General features: G+C 69.9%; 13 protein-coding genes and 2 pseudogenes. 14 read left to right on the top strand and 1 reads right to left on the bottom strand.

What is annotated here, in order from left to right; genetic code table 11:
* The first annotated feature begins 15 nt into the window (after positions 1–15).
* From lepB (OG293_RS08905) to OG293_RS08855, 11 genes and pseudogenes are all read left to right on the top strand, one after another.
* Positions 16–819, top strand: coding sequence for a signal peptidase I (lepB, locus tag OG293_RS08905; protein WP_405998229.1), 804 nt, complete (start codon positions 16–18; stop codon positions 817–819).
* Positions 812–1,835, top strand: a pseudogene (lepB, locus tag OG293_RS08900) (signal peptidase I); the annotation flags it as partial. The gene lepB (OG293_RS08905) and the pseudogene lepB (OG293_RS08900), both read left to right, overlap by 8 nt.
* Positions 1,786–2,736, top strand: a complete 951-nt coding sequence (gene lepB / locus OG293_RS08895; protein ID WP_405998228.1) for a signal peptidase I — start codon at positions 1,786–1,788, stop codon at positions 2,734–2,736. The pseudogene lepB (OG293_RS08900) and the gene lepB (OG293_RS08895), both read left to right, overlap by 50 nt.
* A gap of 73 nt (positions 2,737–2,809) precedes the next feature.
* Positions 2,810–3,571, top strand: coding sequence for a signal peptidase I (lepB, locus tag OG293_RS08890; RefSeq protein ID WP_405998227.1), 762 nt, complete (start codon positions 2,810–2,812; stop codon positions 3,569–3,571).
* Positions 3,561–4,082, top strand: coding sequence for an NUDIX hydrolase (locus OG293_RS08885; protein WP_405998226.1), 522 nt, complete (start codon positions 3,561–3,563; stop codon positions 4,080–4,082). The genes lepB (OG293_RS08890) and OG293_RS08885 overlap by 11 nt, the downstream gene beginning before the upstream one ends.
* 55 nt (positions 4,083–4,137) lie before the next feature.
* The gene (locus OG293_RS08880) at positions 4,138–4,446 is read left to right on the top strand and encodes a DUF2469 domain-containing protein (protein WP_003965949.1); all 309 of its coding nucleotides are present in this window, start codon (positions 4,138–4,140) and stop codon (positions 4,444–4,446) included.
* 84 nt (positions 4,447–4,530) lie between these two features.
* Positions 4,531–4,893, top strand: coding sequence for a YraN family protein (locus OG293_RS08875; protein ID WP_405998225.1), 363 nt, complete (start codon positions 4,531–4,533; stop codon positions 4,891–4,893).
* Positions 4,893–6,509 (top strand): YifB family Mg chelatase-like AAA ATPase, encoded by a 1,617-nt coding sequence (locus tag OG293_RS08870; RefSeq protein WP_405998224.1) that lies wholly within the window; start codon positions 4,893–4,895, stop codon positions 6,507–6,509. Before OG293_RS08875 ends, OG293_RS08870 begins: the two co-directional genes overlap by 1 nt.
* 95 nt (positions 6,510–6,604) lie before the next feature.
* A complete protein-coding gene (dprA, locus tag OG293_RS08865; RefSeq protein ID WP_405998223.1) occupies positions 6,605–7,807 on the top strand; it encodes a DNA-processing protein DprA in 1,203 nt (400 codons plus the stop codon).
* A gap of 243 nt (positions 7,808–8,050) precedes the next feature.
* A complete protein-coding gene (whiG, locus tag OG293_RS08860) occupies positions 8,051–8,887 on the top strand; it encodes an RNA polymerase sigma factor WhiG (protein ID WP_405998222.1) in 837 nt (278 codons plus the stop codon).
* A gap of 70 nt (positions 8,888–8,957) precedes the next feature.
* Positions 8,958–9,515 carry a TetR/AcrR family transcriptional regulator gene (locus OG293_RS08855; RefSeq protein ID WP_406003542.1) on the top strand — a complete coding sequence of 186 codons (558 nt, stop codon included), beginning with the start codon at positions 8,958–8,960 and terminating at the stop codon, positions 9,513–9,515.
* Between the two features lie 343 nt (positions 9,516–9,858).
* Here OG293_RS08855 and OG293_RS08850 read toward each other — a convergent pair.
* A pseudogene (locus tag OG293_RS08850) lies at positions 9,859–10,248 on the bottom strand (peptidoglycan DD-metalloendopeptidase family protein); the annotation flags it as partial.
* Positions 10,249–10,506: 258 nt separating this feature from the next.
* Between OG293_RS08850 and rpsB the strand changes: the two are divergent.
* From rpsB to pyrH, 3 genes are all read left to right on the top strand, one after another.
* Positions 10,507–11,430 (top strand): 30S ribosomal protein S2, encoded by a 924-nt coding sequence (gene rpsB / locus OG293_RS08845; RefSeq protein WP_405998221.1) that lies wholly within the window; start codon positions 10,507–10,509, stop codon positions 11,428–11,430.
* A 106-nt stretch (positions 11,431–11,536) separates the two neighbouring features.
* On the top strand, positions 11,537–12,373 hold the full coding sequence (gene tsf / locus OG293_RS08840) for a translation elongation factor Ts (RefSeq protein WP_405998220.1): 837 nt from the start codon (positions 11,537–11,539) through the stop codon (positions 12,371–12,373).
* A gap of 159 nt (positions 12,374–12,532) precedes the next feature.
* Positions 12,533–13,315 carry a UMP kinase gene (pyrH, locus tag OG293_RS08835; protein WP_405998219.1) on the top strand — a complete coding sequence of 261 codons (783 nt, stop codon included), beginning with the start codon at positions 12,533–12,535 and terminating at the stop codon, positions 13,313–13,315.
* Positions 13,316–13,349 lie beyond the last annotated feature (34 nt).

Below are 13,349 nucleotides of genomic sequence, written 5' to 3'. Positions count from 1 at the left end.
TAGGCTCTGACCCCGATGGACACCGAAGCGAAGTACATGGAGCGCGACCGCTCTTCCGCCCCCGAAGCCGGGGAAGAGGGAGAGGGGTCGCGCTCTGTGCGTTCGTCGCGCCCCCCGGGAGGGCTGGGTAAACGACTCTCCGGGATGTCCTGGCGCGGGGCCGGGCTGCTCGGTCTCGTCTGCACCGTGGTCGTGCTGCTCTTCAGCCACTTCGTGATGCAGCCGTTCCAGATCCCGAGCAGCTCCATGGAGCCGGGTCTTGAGGTCGGCGACCGGGTGCTCGTCAACAAGTTGGCGTACCGTTTCGGTTCCGGGCCCGAGCGCGGGGATGCGGTCGTCTTCGACGGCACGGGATCCTTTGTGCAGGAGGGGCTGGAGGAGAACCCGGTCAGCGCCCTGACGCGCGGCCTGCTCGCGGAGCTGGGGCTGGCCGAGCCGGACGAGACCGACTTCGTGAAGCGCGTGATCGGTGTCGGCGGCGACCGTGTGGTCTGCTGCGACAAGGGGGGAAGAGTCCAGGTGAACGGCGAACCCGTCGACGAGGAGTATCTGCATCCCGGCGACGTTCCGTCCGAGGTCCCCTTCGATGTCGTCGTCCCTCAGGGCACTCTGTGGGTCATGGGGGACCACCGGAGCAAGTCCAGGGACTCCCGGGACCATCTCGGGGAGCCCGGCGGGGGCATGGTGCCCGTCGACAGGGTGATCGGCCGCGCGGAGTGGGTCGGCTGGCCCGTCGGCCGCTGGACATCGCTGGAGCGCCGCGACGTCTTCGCGCGCGTTCCGGAGGCGGATCGAATGCCGGGCGGCGCCCATGGGTAACCGCGGGCGTCGAGCGAGCCACCGCGCGGACACCCGGCTGCCCACCGGGACCCGTCCGACCAACGGCACACGGACGCTGCCGGGCCGGGCCGAGAGGCGCCGGCTCGCCCTGAAGGTCAAGCGCAAGCGCCGTCGCTCCGCCGTGAAGGAGATACCCATCCTGATCACGGTGGCGCTGATGATTGCCCTGGTGCTGAAGACATTCCTGGTGCAGGCCTTTGTGATCCCCTCGGGCTCCATGGAGCAGACGATCCGGATCCAGGACCGTGTGCTCGTGGACAAGTTCACCCCGTGGTTCGGCTCCAAGCCCGCGCGGGGAGATGTCGTCGTCTTCAGGGACCCGGGGGGCTGGCTGCCGCCGTCGGAGAAGCAGAAGGACGACGTGATCGGCGTCAAGCAGGCCAAGCTGGGGCTGACCTTCATCGGACTCCTGCCCTCCGACGACGAACAGGACCTGATCAAACGGGTGGTCGCGGTCGGCGGCGACCATGTGGTCTGCTGCGACAAGGACGGCCGGGTCACCGTCAACGCCGTACCGCTCATCGAGCCGTATCTGAACCCCGGAAACGCTCCCTCGACCCTGAAGTTCGACGTCCAGGTGCCGAAGGGCCGGATCTTCGTCATGGGCGACCACCGGTCCAACTCGGCCGACTCGCGCTTCCATCTCGACGAGGCGGGCGACGGCACCGTCTCGGAGGAACAGGTCGTCGGACGCGCGGTCGTCATCGCCTGGCCGTTCAGCCACTGGCGCAAGCTGGAGGAGCCGGGGACCTACGTGACCGTGCCGGACGGGCGTGCCGGTTCGAACGCGGCACTCCACCCGTCGAATAGGGTGTCACCTCAGGATCTCAACGGAATGGTCCTGCTCCCGAGCCCTGCGGAACTCCCGCTCGTTATGGGAGTGGTGGGCCTGCTCCGAGTCCGGGGCAGGCGGTTCGCACGGAGTGAGGAGTGGATGTGGGGGATGTGGCGCTCGGCGCACGATCCGGACACGACGAGCCGGAGGACAGGCCGGGGAATCCGGCCAAGGCCCCCGCAGCCTTGACGGACGATTCGGCGACGCGAATGCCGGGGACGGGCACCGTGGACAGCGAAAGCACCCGGGGAGCTGAGGGCGGCTCCTCCGAGGCCAGTGGTACGGCACAGAAGAAGCAGCGATCCTTCTGGAAGGAACTGCCGCTCCTGATCGGTATCGCGCTGATCCTCGCGCTTCTCATCAAGACCTTCCTGGTCCAGGCGTTCTCGATCCCCTCGGACTCGATGCAGAACACCCTTCAGCGCGGTGACCGGGTACTCGTCGACAAGCTCACCCCGTGGTTCGGCTCCGAGCCCGAGCGCGGAGAGGTCGTCGTCTTCCACGACCCGGGCGGCTGGCTTGACGGTGAGCCCACCCCCGACCCGAACGCCGTCCAGAAGTTCCTCAGCTTCATCGGCCTGATGCCCTCGTCCGAGGAGAAGGACCTGATCAAGCGGACGATCGCGGTCGCCGGCGACACGGTGGAGTGCAAGAGGGGCGGACCGGTCAAGGTCAACGGCAAGGCGCTCGACGAGCCGTACATCTACCCGGGCGACACCCCCTGTGACGACCAGCCCTTCGGACCGTTCAAGGTGCCCAAGGACCGGATCTGGGTGATGGGCGACCACCGCCAGAACTCCCGCGACTCCCGGTACCACATGGAGGACGCGAACAGCGGCTTCGTGCCGGTCGACAAGGTCGTCGGACGCGCCGTGGTGGTGGCCTGGCCGATCAACCGCTGGGCCACGCTGCCGGTGCCCTCCACCTTCGACCAGCCCGGCATCAACAGTGCCGCTGCCGTCGCCGGCTCGGCCGCGCCGATGGCTCTGGGCCTCGCCGGAGCGCTGCCGCTCGTGCTCTGGCGCCGGCAGAGGCAGACCTCCGGGCGTACTGCCGGGTAGGGTGCCGTCCCAGATCGCCGATCCCCGGGGCAGGATTCCCGGGGACCGAATCTCCGAAGTGGGGAGCGCTGGGATGAGCGGAACAGGACGTACGGAAGACGGCCGCGGCCGGCTCGGCAATGCTTTGTCGGGTCTGGCCGTGGCCGTCGGCTGTGTGCTCTTCCTCGGAGGGTTCATCTGGGGGGCCGTGGTGTACCAGCCGTACACCGTGCCCACCGACTCGATGACGCCGACCGTCGGGCCGGGCGACCGGGTACTGGCCCAGCGGATAGACGGCGACGAAGTGCGGCGCGGGGACATCGTCGTCTTCCGCGACAAGCAGTGGGGCGACATGCCGATGGTGAAGCGTGTGGTCGGTGTGGGCGGCGACACGATCGCCTGCTGCGTTGAGGGCGGCAAGCTGACCGTCAACGGCAAGGCGATCGAGGAACCGTATCTGCGCACCAAGGGACCCGCCTCGAACAGCTTCACGGCGTCGGTGCCCGAGGGACAGCTGTTCATGCTGGGCGACGAGCGCATGGGCTCGCTGGACTCGCGTGTGCACCTTGAGGACCCCGGACACGGGGCCGTGCCGCGCTCGGCCGTGGAGGCCCGATTGGACGCCGTGGCCTGGCCCCTGGACGGCGGCCTGGTGGACCGGCCCGACGGCTTCGCCGCACTGCCCGGCGGAGTCTCGCAGCCCGGCCCGGTGAAGCTGATGCTGGCGTCGATTGTCGCCGGAGCCCTGCTGATCGTGGGGGGAGCGGCATACGGGCCGATCGCGCGGAAGGTCTCCGGGAAGCGGAGCGGGGCGCCGGGCGGCGGACGGAGCAAGGCGGCAGCCGGTGTCGGCTGACGGCGCCGCGGGCGCCGAGGATGTTCCTGGCGGGCTGCGAAGGGTCGCCCGGGTCGTCCTGCTCGATCCGCAGGACCGCGTGCTGCTGATGCACGGCTTCGAGCCGGAGGACCCGGCCGACCGCTGGTGGTTCACGCCGGGCGGCGGACTGGAGGGTGACGAGACCCGGGAGCAGGCCGCGCTGCGCGAGCTGGCCGAGGAGACCGGGATCACGGAGGTCGAGCTCGGGCCGGTGCTGTGGAGGAGGATCTGCTCGTTTCCCTTCGACGGGCGGCGCTGGAACCAGGACGAGTGGTACTTCCTGGCACGTACCGCGCAGACGGCGACCGCTACGAGCGGGCTGACCGAACTTGAGCGGCGCAGTGTCGCGGGTCTGAGGTGGTGGACGTCCGCCGAACTGTCGGCGGCGCGTGAGACGGTGTATCCGACCAGGCTCGCCGAGCTGCTTCGCACGCTGCTCGACGAGGGTCCTCCGAGTACGCCGGTGGTCCTGGCCCCCGAAATCGTCTAGGGACGCAGGGGGCTGGCGCACAATAGGGGGACGCACGGCTGAAGGGGAACATGCCATGAGCGCCGAGGACCTCGAAAAGTACGAGACCGAGATGGAGCTGAAGCTCTACCGGGAGTACCGAGACGTCGTCGGGCTGTTCAAATACGTGATCGAGACCGAGCGTCGCTTCTACCTCACCAATGACTACGAGATGCAGGTGCATTCGGTTCAGGGCGAGGTCTTCTTCGAGGTCTCGATGGCGGACGCCTGGGTCTGGGACATGTACCGACCGGCCAGGTTCGTCAAACAGGTGCGGGTGCTCACATTCAAGGACGTGAACATCGAGGAGCTCAACAAGAGCGATCTCGAACTTCCGGGTGGCTGAGTTATCCACAGTGGACGGGTTGTCCACCAAGATCCACATGTGAGGATCTGACGCGTCAGAGTCGGTGCCGGAGGTGGTGCCGATATGAACGCGACGGGGGCACTGGGGCGGTACGGCGAGGATCTGGCGGCGCGGCTGCTGACCGGGGCCGGCATGACGGTTCTCGCCCGGAACTGGCGCTGCGGGCGGGCCGGTGAGATCGACATCGTGGCCCGCGACGGCGACACGGTGGTCGTCTGCGAGGTGAAGACCCGCAGAGCGGGCCTGTTCGAGCATCCGATGGCCGCGGTGACGCCGAGGAAGGCGGAGCGGCTGAGACGGCTCGCCGAATGCTGGCTGGACCGGCACGGCGAGCCACCGCCCGGTGGCGTGCGCATCGATCTCGTGGGAGTCGTACTGCCCCGGCGCGGAGCACCCCTGGTCGAACATGCGCGGGGGGTGGCCTGATGGGGTTCGCGCGTGCGTGCTCCGTGGCGCTGGTGGGCGTCGAGGGCGTGGTCGTCGAGGTCCAGGCGGATCTGGAGCCGGGTGTGGCAGCGTTCGCGCTGGTGGGGCTTCCGGACAAGAGCTTGGTGGAGAGCCGGGACAGAGTCAGGGCGGCCGTGGTGAATTCCGGCGCCGACTGGCCGCAGAAGAAACTGACCGTGGGACTCAGCCCGGCGTCCGTGCCCAAGAGCGGAAGCGGATTCGATCTTGCCGTGGCCTGCGCGGTGCTCGGCGCGGCCGAGCGTATCGATCCCCGGGCCATCGCCGATCTGGTGCTGATCGGGGAGCTGGGCCTGGACGGACGGGTGCGGCCGGTCCGCGGGGTGCTGCCGGCCGTCCTCGCCGCAGCCGAGGCGGGGTATCGGCAGGTGGTGGTCCCGGAGCAGACCGCGGGGGAGGCATCGCTGGTTCCCGGGGTCTCCGTGCTCGGCGTGCGCAGTCTGCGGCAGCTCATCGCTGTGCTGACCAATGAACCGGTGCCCGAGGAGGAGCCGCTTCCCGAGGGCAGCCCCGACCCGATGCTGGCCGGACTGATGGTCCCGGGAACGGGAGTGGGCGCGGGGCTCGCGAGAGAACTATCGGACGGGCCGGACCTCGCCGATGTCGCGGGCCAGCACGCGGCCCGCTGCGCGCTGGAGGTCGCCGCGGCGGGTGGCCATCATCTGCTGCTGCACGGGCCGCCGGGCGCGGGCAAGACGATGCTGGCCGAGCGGCTGCCCGGGTTGCTGCCACCGCTGACCAGGCGGGAGTCCCTGGAAGTCACCGCGGTGCACTCGGTGGCGGGCATCCTGCCGCCGGGCGAGCCCCTGGTGCGTTCGGCTCCGTACTGCGCGCCGCACCACTCGGCGACGATGCAGTCGCTCGTCGGCGGGGGCAACGGCCTGCCGAGGCCGGGAGCCGTGTCTCTGGCCCACCGGGGAGTTTTGTTCCTCGATGAGACCCCCGAGTTCTCGGGTAAGGCGCTGGACGCCCTGCGGCAGCCGCTGGAGTCCGGGCAGGTGGTGGTGGCGCGCAGCGCCGGAGTGGTGCGGCTGCCGGCTCGCTTTCTGATGGTCCTGGCCGCCAATCCCTGCCCCTGCGGGCGGCACACCCTGCAGGGCGCGGGGTGCGAGTGCCCTCCTTCGGCGATCCGCCGGTATCAGGCGCGGCTGTCCGGGCCGCTTCTCGACCGGGTGGATCTGCGTGTTCGGGTCGAGCCCGTCAGCCGCGGCGATCTGCTGTGCGGGGGCGGACGGGGCGAGGACACGGCGACCGTGGCGGCCCGGGTCCGGTCGGCGAGGGAGCGGGCGGCCGCTCGGCTGCGGGGCACACCGTGGAGGGTGAACAGCGAGGTGCCGGGCCATGAGCTGCGGACCCGCTGGCTGGTCGCCCCCGGGGCGCTGGCCGCCGCGGAGCGGGACATGGAGCGCGGACTGCTCACGGCGCGCGGCCTCGACCGTGTGCTCAGGGTCGCGTGGACGATCGCGGATCTCGCGGGCCGGGACCGGCCACAGGCCTGCGACGTCGGCCTGGCCCTCGAACTGCGTACCGGCATCGCGCGGGGTGCGCCCCTGCCGGCCGGCGCGGGAGGGCTGTGAGGGGCGGGGGAGCGGGGCTGGGCCGGGCCCGAGAGCCCGGCCAGCCACAAGAGGCAGTCGTGAGGGGGCGGGCCGGGACGGTGGAAGGGACTGCTGTGAGGGGGCGGGCCGGGAGGACGGAAACGGAAGGGGCCCGCTCGGGTGAACGGGAGCCGGAGCGGATCGCGCGGGCCGCGCTCACGAGGGTGATCGAGCCCGGTGACGAGCACGGCGGACGGTGGCTGCGCGAGTTCGGGGCCGGCGGGCTCATGGCGCGGCTCACCGCACCCGACCACGAGGACACCGGGCTCACCGGCGCCACGACCCGGCGGCTCGCGGGCTATCGGTTACGGGCGACGGCGGCCGACCCCGAACGGGATCTGGCCGCGGTCACGGCGGTCGGAGGGCGCTTCGTCTGCCCGGGAGACCAGGAGTGGCCGACCCAACTCGACGATCTCGGCACCGCCAGACCCATCGGGCTCTGGGTGCGAGGCCCGGCCGACCTGCGGAAATGGGCGCTGCGCTCGGTCGCGGTCGTTGGCGCACGGGCCTGCACGCCGTATGGGGCGCATATGGCGGCCACGCTTGGGTCGGGACTCGCGGAGCGGGGCTGGGTCGTGGTGTCCGGCGCCGCCTTCGGGGTCGACGGCTCGGCACACCGGGGAGCGATGGCCTCGGGCGGGGCCACCGTGGCCGTGCTGGCCTGTGGAGTCGATGTCGTCTATCCACGAGGTCATGCCGAGTTGATCGGGCGCATCGCCGAACAGGGACTCGTCATCGGGGAGTTGCCGCCGGGCGACCATCCCACGCCGAGCAGATTCGTTCTGCGCAACCGTGTCATTGCCGCGCTCACCAGGGGCACGGTGGTCGTCGAGGCCGAATACCGCAGCGGTTCGCTGGCCACGGCGCGCAGCGCACAGAAGCTGGGCCGCTTCACGATAGGGGTTCCGGGGCCGGTGACCAGCGGGCTCTCTGCGGGTGTGCACGAACTGCTGCGCGGTGAGGCCGTGCTGGTCACCGACGCCGACGAAGTGGCCGAGCTGGTGGGGAACATCGGCGATCTGGCGCCCGCGCGGCACGGTCCCGTGCTCCCCAGGGATCTGCTGGACCCGGTGAGCGCCCGGGTCCTGGAGGCCCTTCCGGCCCGGGGCACGATCCACGGGGACCGGGCGGCCCTGGCCGCCGGGACGACGCTCGACGAGACGATCGGCAGACTGTACGAACTGCACGCTCTGGGGTTCGTCGAGCGGCAGGGCGATGGATGGCGGTTGACGCACGCCGCCATCCGCGGATCGAACGCGCGGCGAGGCGATCCTTGACCTGGAGCATTCGGGTGAAAAGGTAATGGCGATGACCTTTGCAGCCCTGTCGGTAACGCATGAGGGGCCGGCGAGCACGGTGCCGGCGCCCGTTCGAAGGTGCGGGCGACAGCTGATACCCGCAAAGGACCCGTCCCTCGTCCTTCGCTCACCGCGACACCACAGTCACGCTACGCTCACCAGAATTCCGGCCCAGACGCATCTCTCCCTCCCCCCATACAGCAGAACGGCTCAAGGCGACGCATGCCCCAGCACACCTCCGGGTCTGACCGCGCGGCCGTGCCACCCGCTGCCCGTGGCACCGTGCGGCCCCCCGCGCCCTCGTCGCTCGACGAGCTGTGGCGGTCGTACAAGGCCACGGGTGACGAGCGGCTGCGGGAGCAGTTGATCCTGCACTACTCACCGCTGGTGAAGTACGTCGCGGGCCGGGTGAGCGTGGGGCTGCCGTCCAATGTGGAGCAGGCGGACTTCGTCTCCTCGGGAGTCTTCGGACTCATCGACGCCATCGAGAAGTTCGACATCGATCGCTCCATCAAGTTCGAGACGTACGCGATCACCCGGATCCGTGGCGCGATGATCGACGAACTGCGTGCCCTGGACTGGATCCCCCGCTCCGTGCGGCAGAAGGCCAGGGCCGTGGAGCGCGCCTACGCCACCCTTGAGGCGCAGCTGAGGCGTACGCCGTCGGAAGGCGAGGTCGCCGCCGAGATGGGGATCGCGGTCGAGGAACTGCACGCGGTGTTCAGCCAGCTGTCGCTGGCGAACGTGGTGGCTCTTGAGGAGCTGCTGCACGCCGGAGGCGAGGGCGGCGACCGGCTCAGCCTGATGGACACCCTTGAGGACACGGCCGCCGACAACCCCGTCGAGGTGGCCGAGGACCGGGAGTTGCGCAGGCTGCTCGCTCGCGCCATCAACACCCTGCCGGAGCGGGAGAAGACCGTCGTCACCCTCTACTACTACGAGGGCCTCACGCTCGCCGAGATCGGCCATGTCCTCGGCGTCACCGAGAGCAGGGTCAGCCAGATCCACACAAAGTCGGTGCTCCAGCTGCGGGCGAAGCTGGCCGACGTCGGGCGCTGAAGCGGAATCGTCCTACCGCCAGTGCGGACATCCGTAGAGTGGAGGCGTGCCCAGGATTCGAGCGGCCTCCGTGGCCGAGCACCGGACGATGCAGCGAGGCGCCTTGCTGGACGCCGCGCGTTCCCTGCTGTCGGAGGGCGGTACGGAGGCGCTGACCTTCCCCGCCCTCGCCGAGCGCACGGGCCTTGCCCGGTCTTCCGTCTACGAGTACTTCCGGTCCCGAGCCGCCGTCGTCGAAGAGCTGTGTGCGGTCGACTTCCCCGTCTGGGCGGCGGAGGTCGAGGCAGCCATGCAGCAGGCGGACACGGCCGAGGGCAAGGTCGAGGCGTATGTGCGCAAGCAGCTGGAGCTCGTGGGGGACCGGCGGCACCGGGCCGTTGTCGCGATCTCCGCGAGTGAGCTGGACGCAGGGGCACGAGAGAAGATCCGTGCCGCGCACGGCGGCCTGATCGCGATGATCGTGGAAGCGCTGGGCGAACTGGGCCAGGAGCAGTCCCGGCTCGCGGCGATGCTGCTGCAGGGTGTCGTGGACGCCGCGGTTCGCCGGATCGAGATCGGCGCGGCGGAGGATCAGCAGGCGATCGCAGATGCGGCCGTCTCGATGGCGCTGAGAGGCGTTCGGGGCTGACCCCGGACATGTCAGGCGGGCCCGACACGATTTCCGCCCGTCGCCCTTGTCGCACCTGCCTCGCCGGCTTCGCTCGCCGCACGACAAGGACCGCTGCCAGGAGCCCCGCCGCGTACAGCGCCCCGCCCGCGCCGGCGCCCCCGCCAGCGCCCGCGCCAGCGCCCGCGCCCGCGAGCAAGGGGGCGGCCGGGGCGACGGCACCCGACTCGGGCACAGGCACACCGAACACCGGCAGCAGCCGGGACGGGGCCCGGCGCAGAAGGCGCGGCGGGAGCAGGGACAGCGGGTCCAGATAGGCGGGCCCGCGCAACAGCCCCCAGTGCAGGCACCCCGCCGCGCAGTGCGACGGCCCCGGCTCGACCGTCGCCACGACCTGGCCCGCGCTCACCTCCGTACCCGCGGGCACCGCCGCGCGGACCGGCTCGTAGGTCGTGCGCAGGGGCGGGTCGCCCGTACCGGTGAGGGTGATCGTGAGCACGCCGCGGCCCGCGACCCGGCCCGCGAAAGAGACCCGGCCCGCCGCCGCGGCCCGCACGGCGGCGCCCGGTGCGGCGGCCAGATCCACCCCGCGGTGCCCCGGCCCGTACACCGAGGACGGCGGTTCCCAGCCGCGCACGACCGCGGGACGTGGAGGCCCCAGCGGCCAGCTCCCCTCACCCGGGCCGTCGGCCCGGGCCTTGCCAGAGGCCACGCAGAGCAGGCACGCGATCACAGCGAGAAGTCGTCGGTTCATGGCACAGACCGTCCCTCAGAACCCGGCTGCCGAGTGGATCATGAGCCCTATCTGTGGAGTACCGAACGGTTGTGGACAGCGCCGTCACCCGGCACCGCGCGGGTCCCGTACACTTCTTCTGGCGATCCGGGTCACCGGGTCGACTTCGCACGCCCCGCCACCACACCCTCTTCAGGTCGGTGGCCGCGCTCCTCGGTCCCTTGTGGCACGGCGCGACGGGGCGTCAGGACATAACCGAGAACCCAAGGAGATACGGCCATGGCCGTCGTCACGATGCGGGAGCTGCTGGAAAGCGGCGTCCACTTCGGTCACCAGACCCGTCGTTGGAACCCGAAGATGAAGCGATTCATCTTCACGGAGCGCAACGGCATCTACATCATCGACCTGCTCCAGTCGCTGTCGTACATCGACCGCGCCTACGAGTTCGTCAAGGAGACCGTCGCCCACGGCGGCTCCATCATGTTCGTCGGCACCAAGAAGCAGGCCCAGGAGGCCATCGCCGAGCAGGCGACGCGCGTTGGCATGCCGTACGTCAACCAGCGCTGGCTGGGCGGCATGCTCACCAACTTCTCCACCGTCTACAAGCGCCTTCAGCGTCTGAAGGAGCTTGAGCAGATCGACTTCGAGGATGTGGCTGCGTCCGGCCTCACCAAGAAGGAGCTCCTGGTCCTCTCCCGCGAGAAGGCAAAGCTGGAGAAGACCCTCGGTGGCATCCGCGAGATGCAGAAGGTGCCCAGCGCCGTCTGGATCGTCGACACCAAGAAGGAGCACATCGCCGTCGGTGAGGCGCGCAAGCTCCACATCCCGGTCGTCGCGATCCTGGACACCAACTGCGACCCCGACGAGGTCGACTACAAGATCCCGGGCAACGACGACGCGATCCGCTCCGTCACCCTGCTCACCCGTGTGATCGCCGACGCCGTCGCCGAGGGCCTCATCGCCCGTTCCGGTGTCGCCACCGGTGACTCCAAGCCGGGCGAGAAGGCCGTCGGCGAGCCCCTCGCCGAGTGGGAGCGCGACCTCCTCGAGGGTGGCGAGAAGAAGGCCGACGACGCCGAGGCTCCGGCCGCCGCTGCCGCCGAGGCCGAGAAGCCGGCCGAGGCCGCTGCTGAGGCTCCGGCCGAGGCTCCTGCCGCCGAGGCTCCGGCAGAGGCGCCGGCCGCGGACGCCGAGCAGGCCTGACCGCACAGGTTCGGTAGTTGACGGCGGGGGACGGTGCCACAAGCGCCGGCCCCCGCCGCTCACCCGTAGATCTTCGACTTTCGACTTTCGAGAGAGATTCAAGGACATGGCGAACTACACCGCCGCTGACGTCAAAAAGCTCCGCGAGCTCACCGGCGCCGGCATGATGGACTGCAAGAAGGCCCTGGACGAGGCCGACGGCAGCGTCGACAAGGCCGTCGAGGCGCTGCGCATCAAGGGCCAGAAGGGCGTCGCCAAGCGCGAGGGCCGCTCCGCCGAGAACGGCGCCGTCGTCTCCCTCATCGCCGACGACAACACCTCGGGTGTCATCGTCGAGCTGAAGTGCGAGACGGACTTCGTCGCCAAGGGTGAGAAGTTCCAGGCTGTCGCCAACTCGCTCGCCGCTCATGTCGCCGCGACCTCCCCGGCCGACATCGACGCGCTGCTCGCCTCCGAGATCGAGGCCGGCAAGACCGTGCAGGCGTATGTCGACGAGGCCAACGCCAACCTCGGCGAGAAGATCGTCCTGGACCGCTTCGCGCAGTTCTCCGGTGCCTACGTCACGGCGTACATGCACCGCACCATGCCCGACCTCCCGCCGCAGATCGGGGTCCTTGTCGAGCTCGACAAGCCGAACGCCGAGGTCGCCAAGGGCATCGCGCAGCACATCGCCGCCTTCGCGCCGAAGTACCTCTCGCGTGAGGACGTCCCGGCCGAGGTCGTCGAGTCCGAGCGCCGTGTCGCCGAGGAGACCACGCGCGCCGAGGGCAAGCCCGAGGCCGCCCTCCCGAAGATCGTCGAGGGTCGCGTCAACGGCTTCTTCAAGGAGGCCACCCTTCTTGGCCAGCCCTACGCGCTCGACAACAAGAAGTCCGTCCAGAAGGTCCTGGACGAGGCCGGTGTCACGCTGAAGCGCTTCTCGCGCATCAAGGTCGGCATCTGACCCGGTAAGCGATCGACACGGGAGCCCGCTAGGGTTCCTTACGCAGTCGCCGGTCGCGCTCGCGCCGAACGACCGCAGATCTGACGAGGAGGCCATTGCCGACAGGGACATAAGCACCCACGGCAATGGCCTTCTTCGTATGTGTACGAGGAGATCTCCATGAACAAGGGCGCGGACGCCGACCAGGCTGCCGACAACAAGAGCGACCACGACGTCAAGAACGCCGGGCGCTTCATGCTGAAGCTGTCCGGTGAAGCCTTCGCGGGCGGCGGTGGACTCGGCGTCGACCCCGACGTCGTACACGCCATCGCGCGCGAGATCGCCGCGGTCGTACGCGACGGCGCGGAGATCGCGGTCGTCATCGGCGGCGGCAACTTCTTCCGCGGGGCCGAGCTGCAGCAGCGCGGCATGGACCGGGCCCGCTCGGACTACATGGGCATGCTCGGTACGGTGATGAACTGCCTCGCTCTCCAGGACTTCCTGGAGAAGGAGGGCATCGACTCCCGTGTCCAGACCGCCATCACGATGGGGCAGGTCGCGGAGCCGTACATCCCGTTGCGGGCCGTGCGCCACCTGGAGAAGGGGCGCGTCGTCATCTTCGGCGCCGGCATGGGCATGCCGTACTTCTCCACCGACACGACGGCGGCGCAGCGCGCCCTGGAGATCGACGCCGAGGCCCTGCTCATGGGCAAGAACGGCGTCGACGGGGTCTACGACTCCGACCCCAAGACCAACCCCGACGCGGTGAAGTTCGACGCGCTGGAGTACGGCGAGGTGCTCTCCCGGAACCTCAAGGTCGCCGACGCGACCGCCATCACCCTCTGCCGCGACAACGCTCTTCCGATCCTGGTCTTCGAATTGCTCACCGAGGGCAATATCGCCCGGGCGGTCAAGGGTGAGAAGATCGGCACGCTCGTGAGCGACCAGGGCACCCGGGCCTGACCCGGGGGACATCCCTCGATCCCATGTGGGATGG

The sequence above is a fragment of the Streptomyces sp. NBC_00829 genome (assembly GCF_045161795.1).
GTDB lineage: Bacteria > Actinomycetota > Actinomycetes > Streptomycetales > Streptomycetaceae > Streptomyces.
This window is presented reverse-complemented; position numbering and strand designations above follow the sequence as displayed.

Bases quoted from the DNA above. Each gene is read 5' to 3' on its own strand.
- lepB (WP_405998229.1), top strand. From the start codon at position 16: ATGGACACCGAAGCGAAGTACATGGAGCGCGACCGCTCTTCCGCCCCC.
- lepB (WP_405998227.1), top strand. From the start codon at position 2,810: ATGAGCGGAACAGGACGTACGGAAGACGGCCGCGGCCGGCTCGGCAAT.
- OG293_RS08880 (WP_003965949.1), top strand. From the start codon at position 4,138: ATGAGCGCCGAGGACCTCGAAAAGTACGAGACCGAGATGGAGCTGAAG.
- OG293_RS08875 (WP_405998225.1), top strand. From the start codon at position 4,531: ATGAACGCGACGGGGGCACTGGGGCGGTACGGCGAGGATCTGGCGGCG.
- OG293_RS08870 (WP_405998224.1), top strand. From the start codon at position 4,893: ATGGGGTTCGCGCGTGCGTGCTCCGTGGCGCTGGTGGGCGTCGAGGGC.
- whiG (WP_405998222.1), top strand. From the start codon at position 8,051: ATGCCCCAGCACACCTCCGGGTCTGACCGCGCGGCCGTGCCACCCGCT.
- rpsB (WP_405998221.1), top strand. From the start codon at position 10,507: ATGGCCGTCGTCACGATGCGGGAGCTGCTGGAAAGCGGCGTCCACTTC.
- tsf (WP_405998220.1), top strand. From the start codon at position 11,537: ATGGCGAACTACACCGCCGCTGACGTCAAAAAGCTCCGCGAGCTCACC.
- pyrH (WP_405998219.1), top strand. From the start codon at position 12,533: ATGAACAAGGGCGCGGACGCCGACCAGGCTGCCGACAACAAGAGCGAC.